This window comes from Dyella sp. SYSU CM1112 (assembly GCF_058216415.1).
Window position 1 is genome coordinate 18,448 of sequence record NZ_JBZEGI010000003.1, and the last position, 17,627, is coordinate 36,074.

At 61.0% G+C, this 17,627-nt stretch carries 18 protein-coding genes; 4 read left to right on the forward strand and 14 right to left on the reverse strand.

The annotated features are described in order from the left end of the window. Nucleotides 1–18: 18 nt before the first annotated feature. The 13 genes from AC4HNJ_RS05795 to AC4HNJ_RS05855 all read right to left on the reverse strand — a co-directional run bounded on the left by AC4HNJ_RS05795 (nucleotide 19) and on the right by AC4HNJ_RS05855 (nucleotide 13,087). Nucleotides 19–720, reverse strand: coding sequence for a haloacid dehalogenase-like hydrolase (locus tag AC4HNJ_RS05795; protein ID WP_490478598.1), 702 nt, complete (start codon nucleotides 718–720; stop codon nucleotides 19–21). Between the two features lie 2 nt (nucleotides 721–722). Beyond that, nucleotides 723–1,517 carry an indole-3-glycerol phosphate synthase TrpC gene (trpC, locus tag AC4HNJ_RS05800; protein WP_490478599.1) on the reverse strand — a complete coding sequence of 265 codons (795 nt, stop codon included), beginning with the start codon at nucleotides 1,515–1,517 and terminating at the stop codon, nucleotides 723–725. Nucleotides 1,518–1,563: 46 nt separating this feature from the next. After that, nucleotides 1,564–2,619, reverse strand: a complete 1,056-nt coding sequence (trpD, locus tag AC4HNJ_RS05805) for an anthranilate phosphoribosyltransferase (protein WP_490478600.1) — start codon at nucleotides 2,617–2,619, stop codon at nucleotides 1,564–1,566. Further along, nucleotides 2,616–3,215, reverse strand: coding sequence for an anthranilate synthase component II (locus AC4HNJ_RS05810; protein ID WP_490478601.1), 600 nt, complete (start codon nucleotides 3,213–3,215; stop codon nucleotides 2,616–2,618). The genes trpD and AC4HNJ_RS05810 overlap by 4 nt, the downstream gene beginning before the upstream one ends. 252 nt (nucleotides 3,216–3,467) lie before the next feature. Then, nucleotides 3,468–4,139: a hypothetical protein gene (locus AC4HNJ_RS05815; protein ID WP_490478602.1), complete on the reverse strand. Its 672-nt coding sequence runs from the start codon at nucleotides 4,137–4,139 to the stop codon at nucleotides 3,468–3,470. Between the two features lie 3 nt (nucleotides 4,140–4,142). Further along, nucleotides 4,143–5,618, reverse strand: a complete 1,476-nt coding sequence (gene trpE, locus AC4HNJ_RS05820; RefSeq protein ID WP_490478603.1) for an anthranilate synthase component I — start codon at nucleotides 5,616–5,618, stop codon at nucleotides 4,143–4,145. Between the two features lie 118 nt (nucleotides 5,619–5,736). Beyond that, nucleotides 5,737–7,752 carry an ATP-binding protein gene (locus tag AC4HNJ_RS05825; protein WP_490478604.1) on the reverse strand — a complete coding sequence of 672 codons (2,016 nt, stop codon included), beginning with the start codon at nucleotides 7,750–7,752 and terminating at the stop codon, nucleotides 5,737–5,739. A 13-nt stretch (nucleotides 7,753–7,765) separates the two neighbouring features. Next, nucleotides 7,766–9,061 (reverse strand): amidohydrolase family protein, encoded by a 1,296-nt coding sequence (locus AC4HNJ_RS05830; RefSeq protein WP_490478605.1) that lies wholly within the window; start codon nucleotides 9,059–9,061, stop codon nucleotides 7,766–7,768. A gap of 93 nt (nucleotides 9,062–9,154) precedes the next feature. Next, the gene (locus AC4HNJ_RS05835; RefSeq protein WP_490478606.1) at nucleotides 9,155–9,715 is read right to left on the reverse strand and encodes a hypothetical protein; all 561 of its coding nucleotides are present in this window, start codon (nucleotides 9,713–9,715) and stop codon (nucleotides 9,155–9,157) included. Then, complete coding sequence (gene pdsR, locus AC4HNJ_RS05840) at nucleotides 9,712–10,401, reverse strand: proteobacterial dedicated sortase system response regulator (RefSeq protein WP_490478607.1); 690 nt, start codon at nucleotides 10,399–10,401, stop codon at nucleotides 9,712–9,714. Before pdsR ends, AC4HNJ_RS05835 begins: the two co-directional genes overlap by 4 nt. A gap of 706 nt (nucleotides 10,402–11,107) precedes the next feature. Continuing rightward, nucleotides 11,108–11,776 (reverse strand): ribulose-phosphate 3-epimerase, encoded by a 669-nt coding sequence (gene rpe / locus AC4HNJ_RS05845; protein ID WP_490478608.1) that lies wholly within the window; start codon nucleotides 11,774–11,776, stop codon nucleotides 11,108–11,110. A gap of 193 nt (nucleotides 11,777–11,969) precedes the next feature. Continuing rightward, the gene (gene djlA, locus AC4HNJ_RS05850) at nucleotides 11,970–12,767 is read right to left on the reverse strand and encodes a co-chaperone DjlA (RefSeq protein ID WP_490478609.1); all 798 of its coding nucleotides are present in this window, start codon (nucleotides 12,765–12,767) and stop codon (nucleotides 11,970–11,972) included. Further along, nucleotides 12,764–13,087, reverse strand: a complete 324-nt coding sequence (locus AC4HNJ_RS05855; RefSeq protein ID WP_490478610.1) for a c-type cytochrome — start codon at nucleotides 13,085–13,087, stop codon at nucleotides 12,764–12,766. Before AC4HNJ_RS05855 ends, djlA begins: the two co-directional genes overlap by 4 nt. Before the next feature lie 94 nt (nucleotides 13,088–13,181). On the opposite strand from AC4HNJ_RS05855, the gene AC4HNJ_RS05860 reads away from it, so the two are divergent. From AC4HNJ_RS05860 to AC4HNJ_RS05875, 4 genes are read left to right on the forward strand one after another with little or no spacing between them, the layout of a single operon-like run. After that, nucleotides 13,182–14,078, forward strand: a complete 897-nt coding sequence (locus AC4HNJ_RS05860; protein WP_490478611.1) for a phosphoribosylaminoimidazolesuccinocarboxamide synthase — start codon at nucleotides 13,182–13,184, stop codon at nucleotides 14,076–14,078. A gap of 4 nt (nucleotides 14,079–14,082) precedes the next feature. Beyond that, complete coding sequence (locus AC4HNJ_RS05865) at nucleotides 14,083–14,415, forward strand: DMT family transporter (protein WP_490478612.1); 333 nt, start codon at nucleotides 14,083–14,085, stop codon at nucleotides 14,413–14,415. Nucleotides 14,416–14,441: 26 nt separating this feature from the next. Then, nucleotides 14,442–14,903 carry an Mpo1 family 2-hydroxy fatty acid dioxygenase gene (locus AC4HNJ_RS05870; RefSeq protein WP_490478613.1) on the forward strand — a complete coding sequence of 154 codons (462 nt, stop codon included), beginning with the start codon at nucleotides 14,442–14,444 and terminating at the stop codon, nucleotides 14,901–14,903. Next, nucleotides 14,900–15,313 carry a hypothetical protein gene (locus tag AC4HNJ_RS05875; RefSeq protein ID WP_490478614.1) on the forward strand — a complete coding sequence of 138 codons (414 nt, stop codon included), beginning with the start codon at nucleotides 14,900–14,902 and terminating at the stop codon, nucleotides 15,311–15,313. Before AC4HNJ_RS05870 ends, AC4HNJ_RS05875 begins: the two co-directional genes overlap by 4 nt. Before the next feature lie 79 nt (nucleotides 15,314–15,392). On the opposite strand, the gene tkt is transcribed toward AC4HNJ_RS05875, so the two are convergent. Beyond that, nucleotides 15,393–17,387 carry a transketolase gene (tkt, locus tag AC4HNJ_RS05880; protein ID WP_490478615.1) on the reverse strand — a complete coding sequence of 665 codons (1,995 nt, stop codon included), beginning with the start codon at nucleotides 17,385–17,387 and terminating at the stop codon, nucleotides 15,393–15,395. Between the last annotated feature and the right edge of the window lie 240 nt (nucleotides 17,388–17,627).

Here is a 17,627-nt window from a genome sequence, read left to right on the forward strand (position 1 = left end):
GTGCGAAGGCCACGGTTGTCAGTACCAGGCCACTCGCGTCACGGAGCGTCCCAGCGCTTTTTCCACCCGTTTGCACAGCTTGGGGGTGCCATTGACCAGCACGGCCTCGCCGGCCTGCTTCAACATGGGCAGATCCTGGAAGGAATCGCTATAAGCCAGGCGCCACTCGCGCACCCCCTGGGCAGCCAGGCTTTGCAGCTTGCGCCGGCCGACGTTGTGGCATTCCATGCGCATGCCGGACCAACCGGGCCTGAGCCGCGATGCCACGATGGTGATGCCCGACAGGCCGAGTTGATCGATCAAGCGGCTGACCAGGGTGTGTTCGCAACCGGTGACTACGATGATTTCGTCACCGGCTTGCTGATGACGCCGCAATGCATTGAGCCCATCGCGGCAAAACTGGCGTGGACGTTGTACGAGTTGATCTGCGAATGCTTCCACGATGGCTTGATAGCGTGGCTGGCTCACACCGAACAATCCAACGTGCACCAGGGTGCGCGTTGCCCATCGGCGAGAAAACAGCAGGCAGAGCAGCCACCACGGCATGGTGATCAATGCGAGCAGCTTGCAATGCAGCGAGCGCGCGTAACGCTGCCGCATGAACAAATAGAACGCATCACCGTGATGAAGCACGCCATCAAAATCGAACAATACCGTGCGCGAAACGCCGGCATCGCTACCGGCTTGCGCCGGCGCCTGGATTACTTCCCCTGTCGCCATGATCAATGCGTGTTGAACAACCGCCTCAACTCCTCGCCTGGATCGGCAGCGCGCATGAAGGCTTCGCCGACCAAAAAGGCGTTGATGCCTGCTTCGCGCAGACGTGCCACGTCATCCGGGGTATGAATGCCCGATTCGGCCACCAGGATGCGGTCGTACTCCATCAATTGCTGGAGTTCGAGTGCATTATCGAGTGATGTTTCGAAGGTGCGCAGGTTGCGGTTGTTGACGCCGATCAAGGGCACCGGCACGGCCTGTGCACGCTCCAGTTCTTCGGCATCGTGCACTTCGCACAGTACGTCGAGATCCAGTTCGGCGGCCAGCAGCGAGAGCTCCAGCAGATCGGCATCGCCCAGCGCTGCCACAATCAGCAGGATGCAGTCGGCGCCAATCGCACGCGCTTCGTACACCTGATAGGGGTCGATCACGAAGTCCTTGCGCAATACCGGCAACGAACAGGCTGCACGCGCCTGCTTGAGAAAGTCCTCGCTGCCTTGAAAGAAATCCTTATCGGTAAGCACCGAGAGACACGCTGCACCACCCGCTTCATAGCTGCGCGCGATGGCGACCGGGTCGAACTCCGCGCGGATTACGCCCTTGCTGGGGCTGGCGCGCTTTACTTCGGCGATCACTGCCGGGTCTCCCCCGGCGATCTTTGCCTCGATCGCTGCGGAGAAGCCGCGTGTATCCGGCATGTCAGCCACGCGCGCGGAAAGCTCTTTCAGCGGCAACTTGGCGCTGCGCTCAGCGAGCTCCTCCGCTTTACGGGCAAGGATGCGTTGAAGGATGTCGGTCATGGAGGGGGATCGGCACGTGGGTAGGTACTAAACGGCAAGCAACAGCTTAGCGCCCAGTATCGGCGAGTCGCTGCGTGGTTGCCACGAACGCGTCCATTTTGGCACGGGCAGCGCCGCTCGCGAGGGTCGCTCGCGCTCGCTCGATACCGTTGGCGATGCTGCCGGCCAGGCCGGAGGTATAAAGCGCAGCGCCTGCGTTCAGGCACACGATGTCGCGTGGCACTCCGGGGCGATTGTCCAGCACCTCCAACAGCATGGCTTTCGATTCCTGCGCGCTCTCCACGCGCAGGTTGCGGCTGGAGGCCATGGGAAGGCCAAAATCCTCCGGTTCCACCTCGTATTCGCGCACTTCGCCATCGCGCAGCTCACCGATCAGGGTCGAGGCGCCGAGTGAGATCTCGTCCATGCCGTCGCGCCCCCACACCACCAAGGCGCGCTGTGCGCCCAGCGCCTGCAGCGCGCGAATCTGAATGCCGACGAGGTCCGGATGGAATACACCCATCAGGATATTCGGCGCGCCAGCCGGATTGGTGAGCGGGCCGAGAATATTGAACAAGGTACGCACGCCCATTTCCTTGCGTACCGGTGCCACGACCTTCATCGCGGGATGGTGATTGGGGGCGTACATGAAACCGATGTCGGTTTCGGCCATGCATTGCGCGACCTGGGCGGATGCGAGATCGATGCGGACACCAAGCGCCTCCAGCACATCCGCGCTACCCGACTTGGACGACACACTCCGGCCGCCATGCTTGGCCACGCGCGCACCCGCCGCCGCCGCCACGAACATGGATGCCGTGGAAATGTTGAAGGTGGAGGCACCATCGCCGCCGGTACCTACGATGTCGATAAAATGGGGATGAGGCGGCGCATCCACCTTGGCGGAAAGCTCGCGCATCACGCGCGCCGCGCCGGTGATCTCGCCGACCGTTTCTTTCTTGACGCGCAGGCCGGTGATGATGGCCGCCGTCATCAGCGGACTCACTTCGCCGTTCATGATCTGGCGCATCAGCGCGATCATCTCGTCGTGAAAGATTTCGCGATGTTCGATGGTGCGCTGTAAGGCTTCCTGCGGCGTGATGGTGAGAGTGCGCGCAGTCATGCAGCGAGCTTTTTCAGCGGTAACCCGAGGAAGTTGCGCAGCAGATCGTGGCCGTACTGCGTGAGGATCGACTCCGGATGGAACTGCACGCCTTCCACGGCCAGCGACTTGTGGCGCAAACCCATGATTTCGTCGATGGAGCCGTCAGGATGCTCCGTCCACGCCGTCACTTCCAGGCAATCGGGCAGCGAGGACTGCTCCACCACCAGCGAGTGATAGCGCGTGGCTTCAAACGGATCAGGCAAGCCGGCGAACACGCCCTTGCCCAGATGGCGCACCGGCGAGGTCTTGCCGTGCATGATCTGCTTGGCGCGAACCACCTTGCCGCCGAAAACCTGGCCGATGGCCTGATGCCCGAGACACACGCCGAACACCGGAATCTCACCCGCCAGCTCGCGCAACACATCCAGGGTGATGCCGGTGTCGTCAGGCGTGCCCGGTCCCGGCGAAATCATGATGTGGCTGGGCTTCAGCGCCCGGATGCCGGCCACATCCAGCGCATCGTTGCGCACGACTCTCACTTCCTGCCCCAGCTCGCCAAGGTACTGGACGAGGTTGAAGGTGAAGCTGTCGTAGTTGTCGATCATGAGCAGCATAGGCGACCTAATCTCTTGATTTAGCTGGTGCGTCTCTGTCGCGATGCGCTTGGGAATACCCCAGGCGTCACAGCGCTGATCGCGTCCAACACCGGGAGATTGTAGCGGTCCCTATCGTGGCGGCGCAGCAAGCGCGCAGGATTCCTTTGCAGGCGCCATGACGATGCATGCTAGCGAAACCAGTGAGTGCCACGTCTGCCTGCGTGGGTTGCCGTGCCGTTCAACGCTACGCAGCCCTGCTCAGTCTCTACTTCAGGGCCGAACCAACACGTACTTGGTGTAGCTCTCGACCACCAGGCTGAAAGGCTGGTTTCCGGCGGTATAGAGCACAGCGCGATGCTGAAGCACGTGATCGGGAATCGCCAGCGGCTTGTTGCCGGCCGGCGGCACGGGCGTGCCGCTGTCCCAACCTTCCGGCAGGGGCGACCACAACAGATCCGCAGAAAGTGTTTGCCGATGGAAGTGCAGCGACTGGACGACTTTGCCGAACGGTACGTCGGACGTGTCCAGTTCGTGATTCATATCGGCGGTAAGGCGTGCGGGCACGTACCAGTTATCAGCATCTGAAAGCACCACGTCGCCGCAGCTCAACGCCACACGGCGGTAACGCACCGGCTCGTTCGGGCCGATGCCGAGCAGTGCCCGCGCACCCTCGGGCAATGGCTTGTCTGCGCCATGTACACGATGGGCGACGATCTTTGCTTCCGGCGCCAAATGGTGCGCGGCGCACCAGTGTTCCAGCGTCAATGTGGCGCTTGGATGGCTGAGCAGTTGCGCGTTCAAGGTTTGCAGCTCGGCCAGTGCCTGGGTGCGGGCGAGCGGCGTGTCGGGCCAGTTCTGTGTTTCACGCGCTGCCAGTGGCGAGGCGCAGGTAAGCGTCAACAGCATGGCGAGATAGCTATAGCCACGGCGAATCCTTTGCATGTTTCACAACCCTTTTGCTGCTTGAGCGACGGCGCGGAAGAGCGCCCGGCCTTTGCTCATGGTCTCTTCCCACTCGGACGCGGGATCGGAGTCGTAGACGATGCCTGCGCCGGCCTGCACGTAGAGCCGGCCGTTCTGGATCACCGCGGTGCGAATCGCGATGGCGGTATCCGCATCGCCCCACCAGCCGATCCAGCCGATCGCGCCCGCGTAGATATTGCGCTTGTAGGGTTCCAGCTGCTGGATGATTTCGATGGCGCGGATCTTTGGTGCACCACTGACGGTGCCGGCCGGAAACGTTGCCTTGAGCACATCCATATAGCTCAGCTGAGCCGACGCGTTGCCCTGCACCTGCGACACGATGTGCATGACATGGGAGTACCGTTCGACCACGAACGACTCGCTGACTTCAACACTGCCGGTTTCGCAGATACGGCCGATGTCATTGCGCCCAAGATCGATCAGCATGACGTGCTCGGCACGTTCCTTGGGATCGGCCAGCAGTTCCGCCTCGAGTGCCTGATCCTCTTCATCGCTGGCGCCGCGACGGCGGGTACCGGCAATCGGTCGCACGACGACTTTGCCGTCCTTGAGGCGCGCAAGAATCTCGGGCGACGAACCGACGATCTGCGTATCGCCGAGATCGACGAAATACATGTACGGCGAAGGATTCATCGCGCGCAAGGCGCGATAGACGTCTACCGGCCGGGCGTTGAATTTCACGCTCAGGCGCTGGGACGGCACTACCTGGAAGATATCGCCGGCGCGGATGTATTCCTTCGCCTGCTCGACCATTGCCTCAAAAGCTTCGCGGGTAAACGAGGACTTGAAGTCGCTTTCGTCGAGCGCCGTCGATTGCGTGAGTTGCGGATACGCTGCGCCGCCCTGGCGCAGCCGGTGCGTCAGTGCATCAAGCCGCCGCTGCGCATGCGCATACGCCTGTGCTTGCGAGGGATCGGCGTGCACGATCAGATACAAGCGCCCTTTGAGGTTGTCAAAGACGGCGACTTCTTCGGCCAGCATCAACAGCACATCGGGTGTACCGAGCTCATCGGTGCGGTCCCACTGCGCGAGACGCGGTTCGATATAACCCATGGTTTCGAAGCCGAAGTAACCGACGAGACCACCGCTGAAGGCAGGAAGTTGCGGCAGTCGCGGCACGTCATACTGCCGGCGCAGGTTTTCGATTTCCGCCAGCGGATCGTCCACATGTCGGCACTCGACGATTTCGCCGGCATCTTCCACTTCCAGCTCGTGACCGCGCAGACGATAAACACGCTTTGCCGGAAGACCGATGATCGAATAGCGCCCCCACGTTGCCCCACCCTCCACGGATTCGAACAGGAAGGTGTAAGGACCATCCGCCAGCTTGAGATAGACCGACAGGGGCGTATCCAGATCGGAGAACACCTCGCGCACTAGCGGAATGCGGGTGTGCCCTTGCGCTGCGAGCGCATCGAATTCGTCGCGGGAAATCACGTGGAGGGGGTATCCAGGTGGGTGAGCCCTGAATTGTAGAGTTGCGCAATGGCGACGGATAGTGGGACATCGCCCCAAGACGTTCGTGTATGGCGATCAACGGATGCGTCGCTGTGCATCAGCTGTTTCCGCCGGCCAGCCTTTGGCGTGGCATGCCGCGCAACAACAAGCTGAAAGCCACGCCGCTGCCATCTTCCAGATTACGTGCTGATGCCACGCCACCGTGCCGTTCGGCAACCAGACGCACCACATACAGGCCAAGGCCAAGATGCGGCGCATCGCCAGGGGTGGCTTTGTCGCGCAAGCTGACGAGGGAGTCGAACAATCGGCCCTGCATGGCAGCGGGCAGCGGCGGTCCTTGATTGGCGAGTTCGATTTCAGCACCACTGTTGTGCGGACGCAGGCTCAGGCGCAGCCATCCATCGGATGGCGTAAAGGACAGTGCATTGTCGAATAATTTGTCCAGCGCCTGTGCAATCAATTCCGGCGCACCATGCAGATGCACCGGTCGATCCGGCAGGAAACATTCCAAGCGGCGAGTCCCCGCCAGCGGCCGATATGCATCGGCGCAACCACGCACCACGTCGACGAGATCGACGTCCTCGGGTTCGGCGGCAACGATGGCCCGCTCCATCCGGCTGGCTTCGCTCATCGCACGAACCAGTGTGCCGAGGCGTGCCACGCCATCGCGCGCCCGCGCCAGATAAGGTTTGGCTTCATCTGTCAGTTGTGCGTGCTCGAGGTTGTCAAGCGAGGATTTCACGATCGCCAGCGGCGTGTTGAGCTCATGCGAAAGCTTGGATGCGAGCGTACGCAAATAGTCGGTATAGCCACCGACCGCTTCGAACAGCTTCTGGAAGCTGCGCGCCAGATCACCGATTTCATCTTCTGCTTCGGCCATCGGAAAACGACTTTGAATCAAAGAGCCGTCCAGACGTCCATCGTTGAGCTGGGCGCGCTCCACGGCATCACGCAAGCGACTGAGACGCAGGCTGAGGCGGGTGGCGAACAGCAGCAAAATCGCGCCCGCCACTAGCATCACCCCGAAGCTGGTGAGAAGCAGGCTCAGCAGCGCGCGATTGGCCAATAACGGCACGGCGCGACTGGCCTGCTCCAATAGCAAGATGCCTACGACTACGTGGGCGCGTTCCACCGGCACGGCCGCCGCAAGCACGACGCTGTCGCGCTCTTCGCCCCGTCGCCACACCGTCGTGGGGGTGCCGGCGCGAGCGCTTTGCACCTCCGGCAAATCCAGGCGCGGCACATCGGCGGTCCACCCTTCGGCATCTTCCAGCGAATTGGCGAGGAGGGAGCGATAGATCACTGACGATAGCCAGCTTGGTTGCGGGCCTGAGGTGGCCAGGCGTCCGCTTTGCGCCAGCAACCAGCCGGAAGGTGCGAGCAGGCGTGCGCGCGTGTCATCGGGTGCAAGCCGCCCCAGTTCCTGCGATAGATCGGGAGAGTAGCGCCAGAGCGGGCGTACGTCTGCGGCAAGCGGATCGCCGCCGTCCACGGCGGTGTAGACACCGACACCCAGCGCGCTCAGTCCCAGGTCGGGCGCAAGGCGCAACTCGGCGCGGTAGCCACTGCCATCCTCCTGCCATTGCCCTATCACTCTGTCGGGCAGATCGCCTGCTGCCGGATCGAGTGGAAGCGCCGTGAACGCGCCGGGCGCCGCGCTTGCGATCAAGTAACGGCGATGCTGCGATCCTTCCACCAGGTCAAGTATCAGATGATCTGCGGAAAGCGCATTCGCGTCGCCCGCATCCGCACGCGTACGACGACTGATGCGCACATCTATGTAGAGATAGAAGCCGTTATTGTCTTCCGCCAGCAGCAACTTGCCATGCGGACCTAGCGGTTGGCTCCATGGCGTCATCGGAGCCCAGTCATCGCCGTAGCCATCTACCACGATCGGATTCACGGCTTGTTGTACGTACCAGCCCTTGCCCGGCATCGGCAATGGTTCATCGGTAATGGCGAGGCTGCGTGCGACGGCCGTCGCAGTGGCAATCAGCGCCTGTTCCTGGCCTTGCCGCAGCAGGGTTTCCATTTGACGCACGTACAACCACCCCGCAACCGGCAGTGCGAGGGTGCATAAGGCAACGAGCAGGAGTTTTTGTCGCAGGCTCATGCAGTGAGGTTATCTAAGGGGCCGGCCGGTGCAGCTTGAAATCAACCTCGGCCGGACGTCCTTCGACTGACAGGTTGGCGCATGCTGGTGGGGAGCGCGCGATGATTTTGCCACGCCGCACCACGGCAAGCCTCGCGGCGCGCAGACGGATCGCTTCGACAGGATCGCGTGCATCCAGAAGTACGAAATCGGCATGACAGCCAACCGCCAGACCGTAGCCTTCCAGTCCCAGGATTTTAGCTGGATGCAGGGTTACCGCATCAAAGGCAGCATGGATGCCGTCGATGCTTGTCATCTGCGCGACGTGTAAGCCCATATGCGCGACTTCCAGCATGTCGCCCGATCCCAGGCTGTACCACGGGTCCATGACGCAGTCGTGGCCAAACGCTACCGTGACGCCAGCGGCAAGCAGTTCCGGCACGCGGGTCATGCCACGCCGTTTGGGATAGGTATCCGCACGCCCTTGCAAGGTAATGTTGATCAGTGGATTGGCGATGGCCGCCACATCGGCCTCGCGCATTAATGGCAATAATTTGCTGACGTAGTAGTTGTCCATGGAGTGCATGGACGTGAGATGTGATCCGGCGACACGTCCCTGCAATCCAAGCCGTTGCGTTTGCGCCACCAGGGTTTCAATGTGTCGAGACAGCGGGTCGTCGGATTCATCGCAATGCATGTCCACGCGCAAACCCTTGTCCGCTGCGAACTCGCACAATAGACGCACCGATTCCGCGCCTTCGGCCATGGTGCGCTCGAAGTGAGGGATGCCACCCACCACCTCGACCCCCATGGCTATGGCGCGTTTCAAATTGTCGAAAGCACCTGGACTGCGCAAAAGACCGTCCTGGGGGAAGGCGACCAGTTGCAAATCCAGATAGGGCGATACGCGGCGCTTGACCTCCAGCAGGGCTTGCACGGCCAGTAGGCGCTCGTCGCACACATCAACATGCGAACGGATGGCCAGCAGGCCACGCGCGACGGCCCAATCGCAATAGTGCAACGCCCGTTCGACCAGCGCTTCGTAGCTCAGCTGTGGCTTCAACTCACCCCACAAGGCGATCCCTTCCAATAAGGTGCCGGAGGCGTTGACCCTTGGCAGGCCGTGGGAAAGGGTTGCATCCATATGGAAATGCGCGTCCACGAAAGGGGGTGCAACCAGCCTCCCCTGGGCCTCAAGTTCATTGCGACCGGTCGCTGCCAACTGAGGCGCAATCGCTACGATCCGCCCATCTTCGATACCCAGATCGACAATAGGATGAGGACATTCGGCTGATGGCGGCAAGGAGGCACGACGGACAATCAGGTCCATGGAATGAATTTCCTGTCAGGTCCAACGGAACCTAACACGCTGTTACCGCCATGTGCGGCGAGAATCATCGCCTTCACGTCATAGCGTCTGCCTTCAATGCCCAGGGCCAACCTGATAGCGGGATTGCTCAACCACTTGCCGGAACGCATCCAGCATGGCCTTGCGCTGAGGATCAGAAGCAGCGAGCGTCATCGACCAGCTGTAGCGGATGCCGGAAGCTTTGCCGGGGTCGCAGAACACGACGACGTCATCGATATGGTCGGTGCCGGCGTAGGACACTCCTTTGCAGGCGACATGCGGGTCGTTCACCACAAAGGCATCCGCTTTGCCGCCAGGATCTAGCTGCAAATAGTGCTTACGGTCCTCCTGCAGTTCAGCGTCCAGCGAGGGCAACTTGGACGGCCATACGTTGAGCACCATCACGCGCTCGGGCTTGCCGGTCCATACGCCCTGGTAAAGCACGTAATTGACACCGATGGCTTTGGCATAGGTGCAGCAATCCGGCGTCCAGCCAGCTGGCCCATGGGAGGTAATGGTCCAGGCAGCTACGCGTCCATCGGCGACACCATGTGCTTCGACCAGCGCGCCGGTGGACGATGCCATGGCCGCACCCGCCACCAGCAGGCCGATCCAAAGACAGCAGGCCCGTATCATGGACGCCACCGGTAACCCACGCCGTGTACGGTCTCGATCGCATCGAAATCCGGCGCCACGGCAATGAACTTCTTGCGGATGCGCTTGATGTGCGAAGTGATGGTGGCGTCATCGACCACCAACTCCGCCTCGCGCATCAGTTGATCACGATTTTTCACGTGGCCCGGAAAACGCACCAGCGTGTGGACCATCCAGAATTCGGTCACCGTAAGCGGTACTTCGATATCGTTCCAGCTGATGCGCATGCGCTCGGATTCCAGCTTGAGCGGGCCATGTCCGATCACGGTTTCACTCGACGCCGGCGCCTTGAGCGATTCGATGCGCCGGAACAACGCCGCAATCCGCGCCGCCAGTTGATGCAAGCTGGTGTCCTTGCTGAGATAGTCGTCGGCGCCTAGCCGCAGGCCCGAGATGACGTCGAAATCCGAGTCACGGGCCGTGAGGAAGATGATCGGCAAGGTGGCGGACTTGGCGCGCAGCTCGCGGCACAGGTCGAAACCGCCCTCCGGCTCATCGCCCAGGCCGATATCGATGATGACCAACTCCGGCAGACGGGCGGCGAACGCATTGGAGGCGTCCTGGCGGGAGCCATAGCCGCGGGTGTCATAGCCGAAGCGATTCAGTGCCTCGACATAGTTGGCGCGAATCAGGGGTTCGTCTTCGACGATCGCGATGCTGCGTCCCATGTGGATTCCTCGTGATGATGGCGCGCAGGTTGCTATGTGGGTGGCCCATGCGCAAGCCAGGAGGTGCCATTGCCCGCGTTCTGCCAGATTCCATCGCCCGATCGCCCTGTAGGGGCCGGCTGAGAGCCCCGGCCCGGGTGTGTGATGGATCCAAGCCAGTCACAGAGACGCCAACGATGCGCGCCGATCCTTCCGTCGACCCCAATGCCGAACTGCGTAGCTTCGAACCTTTGCGGGTAGCGCTGGCGATCGGCTCCCTGCTGCTGGCCGTGCTCATGAGTCTGCACTGAAATTTTCGTAAAGCTGCCGTGGAAGGCATGGGCGCTGCCGGTGCGCAAGGATTCCGCCGGCAGCGCCAGGCAAGCCCCACCTCTTCGCAGCCTCCCTTCTAAGCGGCCTCAAGTTTTTTTCCCTGTTTAACCCGGTCCAGACGTTCCTTCCCCCTCCTGACGTGGAGGGGATTTTTTTGCTCAAGTTTTTTTGCCTGGGACGGGAACCAATGCGAGCGAGGCCGGTCCGATTACTTGACAGGCGCATAGTCCAGTTGCCGTGGAACTCGCCAAGGCTAAAACGACGGACGAGCCTCCCGTCCTTTAGCCCCATGCAGGCTGCTCCTGTCGATGGTGTCTCCTCTAGCGTCTTTTCGACGCCCTCCAGCCCGGCACAGATTCCCCCTGTGCCGGGTTTTTCTTTGCGAGAGGCTCGATCAGGCGATGCTGGCGCGCATCGTATCGATCACCGCCCGGTAATCAGCTGCGCCAAAAATGGCCGAGCCTGCAACGAAGGTGTCGGCCCCGGCTGCGGCAATCTCGCCGATGTTTGCCGCCGTGACACCGCCGTCCACCTCCAGCCGGATATCGCAGCCGCTGTCGTCGATCAAACGACGCACGCGACGCAATTTCTCCAGCGCCTGGGGGATGAACTTCTGGCCGCCGAAGCCTGGATTCACCGACATGATCAGCACCAGATCGAGCTTATCCAGTACATGGTCAAGCCAGTTCAGCGGCGTGGCCGGATTAAATACCAGGCCGGCCTTGCAGCCGGAATCCTTGATCAGCCCGATCGTGCGATCCACGTGCTCAGTGGCTTCCGGATGGAAGCTGATCCGGTCCGCACCCGCCTTGGCGAAATCCGGCACGATCCGATCGACTGGTTTCACCATCAAATGCACATCGATCGGCGCAGTGATGTCGTAATCGCGCAGCGCCTTGAGCACCATCGGACCCATGGTGAGATTGGGTACGTAATGATTGTCCATGACATCGAAATGGACCCAATCGCCACCTGCCGCCAATACCTTGGCGGTGTCTTCGCCCAGTCGCGCGAAATCAGCGGAAAGAATGGATGGGGCGATGATCGGAGATTGTTTGCTCATGGGCGGCACGGATTCGAGAGAGGGGAAAAATAAATCGCGTGCTTCATCGGCACGCCAGGCCGCCATTCTACCGGCACGCGCGCATCGTCGATTTGTCGCGCCAGCGCGTATCCAGCGCCGCTTGCCGCTCTACGCGGCGCCCAGCCCCGGCTTCACCGGAACGGCGAATTTCCGGCCCGCGCAGCGGAGCGACTTATTTGAACCCGCGCTCCGCCTTGATGCGCTCGTACGCCGCGTTGATCTCGCTGGCCCGTGTCTCGGCGCGCTTGCGCATCGCTTCCGGCAGGTCGCCCAGGCGGTCCGGGTGATGTTCCGAAATCAGCTTGCGATAGGCGCGCTTGATGGCGCGCTCATCGGTATCCCGGGTAATACCCAGCACCGCGTAAGGGTCGGGCCCCTGCGTATTGCGCTGGGGCGGAACGTAACCATTGCCACGTCCATAGTGGCGCGCACTCGCACCTTGCCAGGCGTACCCTTTCATCGCCATCAGGGCCATCAGCTCCATGTCGCTGATACGCAGGGCAAAGGCCAGCTGGCGCAGGATGGCCATTTTTTCCGGCGATGGGCTGCCTTCGGCGAGCACGGTTTCGATCACCACGTCGAGCAATGGAAAAGCGTGATCGCGACGCAAGCCCGCCCATTGGCGTAACGCATTGATCGGGCCGGCCACGTCGAACTCGGGCTGCTTACCGCGATTGAAGGCCTGGATGGCCTGCTGGCGCGCGTCTGCGCCCAAGCCCATGCGCGCCATGATGCGCTCGATGATGGCGATTTCCGCCTCGGATACACGGCCATCGGATTTCGCAATCGCACCCAACAGTGCAAACAACGGCGATACATAGCCACCCACTTCGGGAATGGCACTGCGACGCTGGCTGTAACGCAGGTTGTCGAATACAAATCCGATGATCGCGCCCACGCCCATGCCAACAAAACCGTGGCCGAGCAGCAAACCTCCCATCGCGAACCAGAACGTATAGGTGTAACTCATGGTGACGAGCCGGCCCCTGGCTGAGGTGTCTGAGCGCTATACCAGCGTGCAAGCTGATCCAGTTCCGCATCGGTGAGCGGACCAATGGCCGTACGCATTAGTGGCACGTTACGTGTGCCGTCGCGATACTCCCTCAGCGCCTTGCGCAGGTAGTCGAGCCGTTGGCCGGCAAGGTTGGGAGCACCGGGTATCTGCGCCATGCCGGTTTCGCCATGGCAGGCCGCACACAATCCGAGCCGCACCGGCTTGGGCGGCATATCGGCGGCGAGCGCTGGGAAGGCACAGATCAGACCGAGTGCCGCGATCAGTACGGTTCGCATCGGCAATACACAGGCATGAAAGCCTCCGATTCTAGCAGCGTCACATGGCTTGCCCGGTACAATAGCGAGCTTGTCTGACCCTCCGGAGCGCCTTGTGCCTACCACCCTGCTGCAATCGAACCTGCCCGGCCTTGAACTGATCCATCGCGGCAAGGTGCGTGACGTCTATGCGCTCTCGGACCATCGCCTGCTGATCGTAGCGACCGATCGTCTTTCCGCTTTTGACGTGGTGCTGCCCGATCCGATTCCCGGCAAGGGCGAAATGCTCACGCAGATTTCGAACTTCTGGTTCGGCAAGACCGCGCACATCGTGCCGAATCATCTGCTGCACACGCCGCTCGAAGAGGTACTTGCCCCAGGCACGGACCTGGCGCTGTATCGCAAGCGCGCCGTCGTCACACGACGGCTCAAGCCCGTGCCGGTGGAGGCGATCGCACGCGGTTATCTGATCGGTTCCGGCTGGAAGGACTACCAGGCCACCGGTTCGTTGTGCGGCATCAAGCTGCCCGCAGGCTTGCGCCAGGCCGAGCGGCTGCCGGAACCCATCTTTACGCCATCCACCAAGGCCGCCGTAGGCGATCACGACGAAAATGTAAGCTTCGATGCCGTGGTGGCCGCCGTCGGCAAGGATCTGGCCGAACAAGTTCGCGACGCCACGCTGGCTATCTATCAATGGGCGGCTGCTTATGCGGCCGAACGCGGCATCATCATCGCCGATACCAAGTTCGAATTCGGTACCGACGAACACGGCAAGCTATATGTGATGGATGAAATGCTGACGCCGGATTCCTCGCGTTTCTGGCCCGCCGATCAGTATCGCGTCGGCATCAGCCCGCCAAGTTATGACAAGCAATTCGTGCGCGATTACCTTGAAACACTGGATTGGAACAAGAAAGCGCCCGGTCCGCATATTCCGACCGAGGTGATTGCAGGCACTTCCGCCAAATACGCCGAGGCATTGCAGCGCCTGGCCGGCATCACACTGGAGTAAGTCAGTGAGTGCCTGGCTTTGCCTTAGCCTTGCGATCGTTGCCGAAGTCATCGCTACCAGCGCGTTGAAAGCCTCGAACGGCTTCAGCCAACTCGTGCCAAGTGTCGTGGTAGTGATCGGCTACGGCATCGCCTTTTATTGCCTGAGCCTTGCGCTGCGAAGTGTTCCGCTCGGCATCGCCTACGCGATCTGGTCGGGCGCTGGCACGGCGCTGATCGCCTTGATCGGCGTCGTCATCTATCAGCAAAAATTGGATCCTGCCGCGATGCTCGGTATCGGATTGATCGTGGCCGGGGTACTGGTGCTCAACTTCTTCTCCAAGAACATCGCGCATTGATGGTCGCGCCGTCGTCTCAACGCAGCATGCGGGAATGGCTGGATAGCTACAGCCACGATCACCAACATCCCATCAACCGCTTGCTGCACTGGCTTTGCGTGCCATGCATCGTGTGGAGCGTATTGGCCTTGTTGTGGACGGTGCCGGTACCGGAGTCGCTGTTGCGCCCCGGCGCCTGGGCGGTATTCGCGATCGTGCTGGCATTCACCTGGTATTGGAAGCATTCGCGTCGCCTGGGTGCAGCGTTGCTCATGGCATGGGTGATCATGGCGCTGATTTGCGCACGACTTTTCGATCAATATGGCCCCACAACCATGCGTTGGCTGGGAGCAAGCGTGTTCGTCCTGGCGTGGATCGGCCAATTCATCGGCCATCTGTTCGAAGGAAGGCGGCCGAGCTTTTTTACCGATCTCGCCTACCTGCTCATCGGTCCTGCGTGGCTGATGGACAAACTGCTCAATCGGATGGGCTTCAAGGAAAAACCATGACGGGTTTGCTCACGCTGGTCAGCAGTCTTATCTGGTGGGTGCTTTACGGCAGCATCGGCGCCATCGTACCAAGCGTGATCGCATGGATCGTACTGCGCTGGAGCGAAGGCGCGCCGGTGGTTTTCAACCGCACCTATCTCGCCTGCCTGGTATGGAGCCTGCTCGCGATTCTGATCAGCACGATCACCGCTGCGCATGTCGGCGTGATGCGCCCGCCTTTTGCACCTTTGCTTGCCAGTGATGCATTTCGCGCATCGCTCGTGCTATCGATGCTGATCGGTGTGATTGCTATGTGGCGGTTGATTCCACGGATCGACGCGCGCCGTATCCGGATCGGCAGTGCATGTGTAGCAGTGGCCGTGATCATGGCGATCACTTTTGGTATTGCGACCACGTTAGCGAGCCCATGATGGGCCTCATCACTTCGCCTCGGAAGCACCTGCTCTGACTTCGCTGCCCCTCTCCTGCCGGGAGAGGGGCAGCAGACGATCATCCGATCACACGCTTCACCGCATCGACCACGTGCGCGACGGTAATGCCGAAGTGCTCGAACAATTGCGGACCCGGCGCGGATGCGCCGAATGTGGTCATGCCGACCACTTCGCCATCGAGACCGACATACTTGCGCCAGTAGTCCGCAATGGCCGCTTCGATTGCCACGCGCGCACGGCACCAGCTTGGCAATACACCTTCGCGGTATTCCAGCGGCTGAGCATCGAACACATCCGTGGAAGGCATGGAGACCACGCGCACGGGCACGTTCTGCTGGGCCAGCGTACGTGCCGCCTCCATCGCGATTTCAACTTCTGAACCGGTCGCAATCAGGATGGCTTTGAACTGGGTATCGGCGGGATCGAGCAGCGCATAAGCACCCCGCCTGATATCCGCTACCTGCTGGGACGTGCGTTGCTGATGCTTGAGCGTTTGACGCGAAAAGATCAGGCAGGATGGGCCACGCTTATGGCCAATGGCCTCTTTCCATGCCACCGCCGACTCCACGGCATCACAGGGACGCCACACACTGTTGTTCGGAATCAACCGCAGCGAGGCGATATGTTCAACCGGCTGGTGCGTAGGACCGTCTTCGCCCAAGCCAATCGAGTCATGGGTGTACACATGGATCACATGCGCAGGAATCAACGCGCTCATGCGCACCGCATTGCGCGCGTAATCGGAGAACACCAGGAAGGTGCCGTCATAAGGCAGGAAACCGCCATGCAATGACAAACCGTTCGCAATCGCGCTCATGCCGAACTCACGCACACCGTAGTGCACATAGTTGCCATCCGGCCCCGTCACGCTCTTGCTGCCCTTCCACATGGTGAGGTTAGAACCCGCCAGATCAGCCGAGCCACCGATCATTTCCGGCAACAGCGGACCAAACGCGTCCAAGGCCATCTGCGAGGCTTTGCGCGAGGCGACATCCGGACCGTCTGCATGGACTTTCTCGATGTAGGCCTGTGCCTTCGCGGACCAATCGGCCGGCAATTCGCCAGCAGTGCGACGAAGGAATTCCGCGGCAAGCTCGGGATACTCCGCCTTATATTTGGCGAATGCGTCGTTCCACTGTTGCTCGCGTTGCCTACCGACCGCTTTTTTATCCCAGCCGTCGTAGATTTCCTGTGGGATCTCGAAAGGCGGATAGCGCCAATCCAGCTCGTCGCGCGCTGCGGCAACTTCATCCTTGCCCAGCGGGGAGCCATGGGCCTCTTCCTTGCCTTGCTTGTGCGGTGCGCCGAAACCAATGATGGTTTTGCAGCAAATCAGCGTGGGCTTGTCGCTTTGCGATGTGGCCGCTGCAATGGCCTTCTTGATCGCTTCTGCGTCGTGGCCGTCCACATGAGGGATCACGTTCCAACCGTAAGCCTCAAAACGCTTGGGCGTGTCGTCGGTAAACCAGCCTTGCACTTCGCCATCAATGGAGATGCTGTTGTCGTCGTAAATCGCGATCAGCTTGCCCAGCTTCCATGTGCCTGCCAGCGAAGCCGCTTCATGCGATATGCCTTCCATCATGCAGCCATCGCCCATGAAGACATAGGTGTGATGGTCAACAATGGTATGACCGGGCCGATTGAAGTGTTCGGCCAGCAGCTTTTCCGCCAACGCGAAGCCGACAGAATTGGCGAAGCCCTGCCCGAGAGGGCCCGTGGTGGTCTCGACACCTGGGGTTTCGTTTGCTTCCGGATGGCCGGGCGTCTTGGAATGAAGCTGGCGGAAACGCTTCAGCTCCGCCATCGGCAGATCGAAACCGGTCAGATGCAGCAGCGCGTACTGGAGCATCGAGCCGTGTCCGTTGGACAACACGAAGCGGTCGCGATCCGGCCATTTCGGATTGCCCGGATTGAACTTAAGGAAGTCGTTCCACAGCACCTCGGCGATGTCGGCCATGCCCATGGGCATGCCAGGATGGCCAATTTTGGCTGCCTCCACGGCATCCATGGCTAAGGCGCGGATGGCGTTGGCAAGTACGCGACGGGACGTCATCAGATCTTTCTCCGGAAGAGGCAGCAAAAGTCGCTATTGTCGCCGATCCCTTGATATCTGTCGTCCGGCTTCCTGTTTCCCCCACCTGTCGATACGGCAGCCTCAGGCCGGCATTTCCGACGCCTTAATCGACTCTTAATACTGAACTCATCGGTATTGAATTGAACAGACACGGCCTTATGTCTGCGCTGCGCATGGTTACGCATGTGTACGGGGCTACTCGGCTTCCCCCTCGTGCCG

What these genes read in the sequence shown, in the direction of transcription:
- AC4HNJ_RS05815 (WP_490478602.1), bottom strand. Translation starts at nt 4,139, where the DNA reads ATGCAAAGGATTCGCCGTGGCTATAGCTATCTCGCCATGCTGTTGACG.
- AC4HNJ_RS05855 (WP_490478610.1), bottom strand. Translation starts at nt 13,087, where the DNA reads ATGCGAACCGTACTGATCGCGGCACTCGGTCTGATCTGTGCCTTCCCA.
- tkt (WP_490478615.1), bottom strand. Translation starts at nt 17,387, where the DNA reads ATGACGTCCCGTCGCGTACTTGCCAACGCCATCCGCGCCTTAGCCATG.
- pdsR (WP_490478607.1), bottom strand. Translation starts at nt 10,401, where the DNA reads ATGGGACGCAGCATCGCGATCGTCGAAGACGAACCCCTGATTCGCGCC.
- AC4HNJ_RS05875 (WP_490478614.1), top strand. Translation starts at nt 14,900, where the DNA reads ATGACGGGTTTGCTCACGCTGGTCAGCAGTCTTATCTGGTGGGTGCTT.
- AC4HNJ_RS05825 (WP_490478604.1), bottom strand. Translation starts at nt 7,752, where the DNA reads ATGAGCCTGCGACAAAAACTCCTGCTCGTTGCCTTATGCACCCTCGCA.
- djlA (WP_490478609.1), bottom strand. Translation starts at nt 12,767, where the DNA reads ATGAGTTACACCTATACGTTCTGGTTCGCGATGGGAGGTTTGCTGCTC.
- AC4HNJ_RS05830 (WP_490478605.1), bottom strand. Translation starts at nt 9,061, where the DNA reads ATGGACCTGATTGTCCGTCGTGCCTCCTTGCCGCCATCAGCCGAATGT.
- AC4HNJ_RS05835 (WP_490478606.1), bottom strand. Translation starts at nt 9,715, where the DNA reads ATGATACGGGCCTGCTGTCTTTGGATCGGCCTGCTGGTGGCGGGTGCG.
- trpD (WP_490478600.1), bottom strand. Translation starts at nt 2,619, where the DNA reads ATGACTGCGCGCACTCTCACCATCACGCCGCAGGAAGCCTTACAGCGC.
- rpe (WP_490478608.1), bottom strand. Translation starts at nt 11,776, where the DNA reads ATGAGCAAACAATCTCCGATCATCGCCCCATCCATTCTTTCCGCTGAT.
- AC4HNJ_RS05870 (WP_490478613.1), top strand. Translation starts at nt 14,442, where the DNA reads ATGCGGGAATGGCTGGATAGCTACAGCCACGATCACCAACATCCCATC.
- AC4HNJ_RS05810 (WP_490478601.1), bottom strand. Translation starts at nt 3,215, where the DNA reads ATGCTGCTCATGATCGACAACTACGACAGCTTCACCTTCAACCTCGTC.
- AC4HNJ_RS05795 (WP_490478598.1), bottom strand. Translation starts at nt 720, where the DNA reads ATGGCGACAGGGGAAGTAATCCAGGCGCCGGCGCAAGCCGGTAGCGAT.
- trpC (WP_490478599.1), bottom strand. Translation starts at nt 1,517, where the DNA reads ATGACCGACATCCTTCAACGCATCCTTGCCCGTAAAGCGGAGGAGCTC.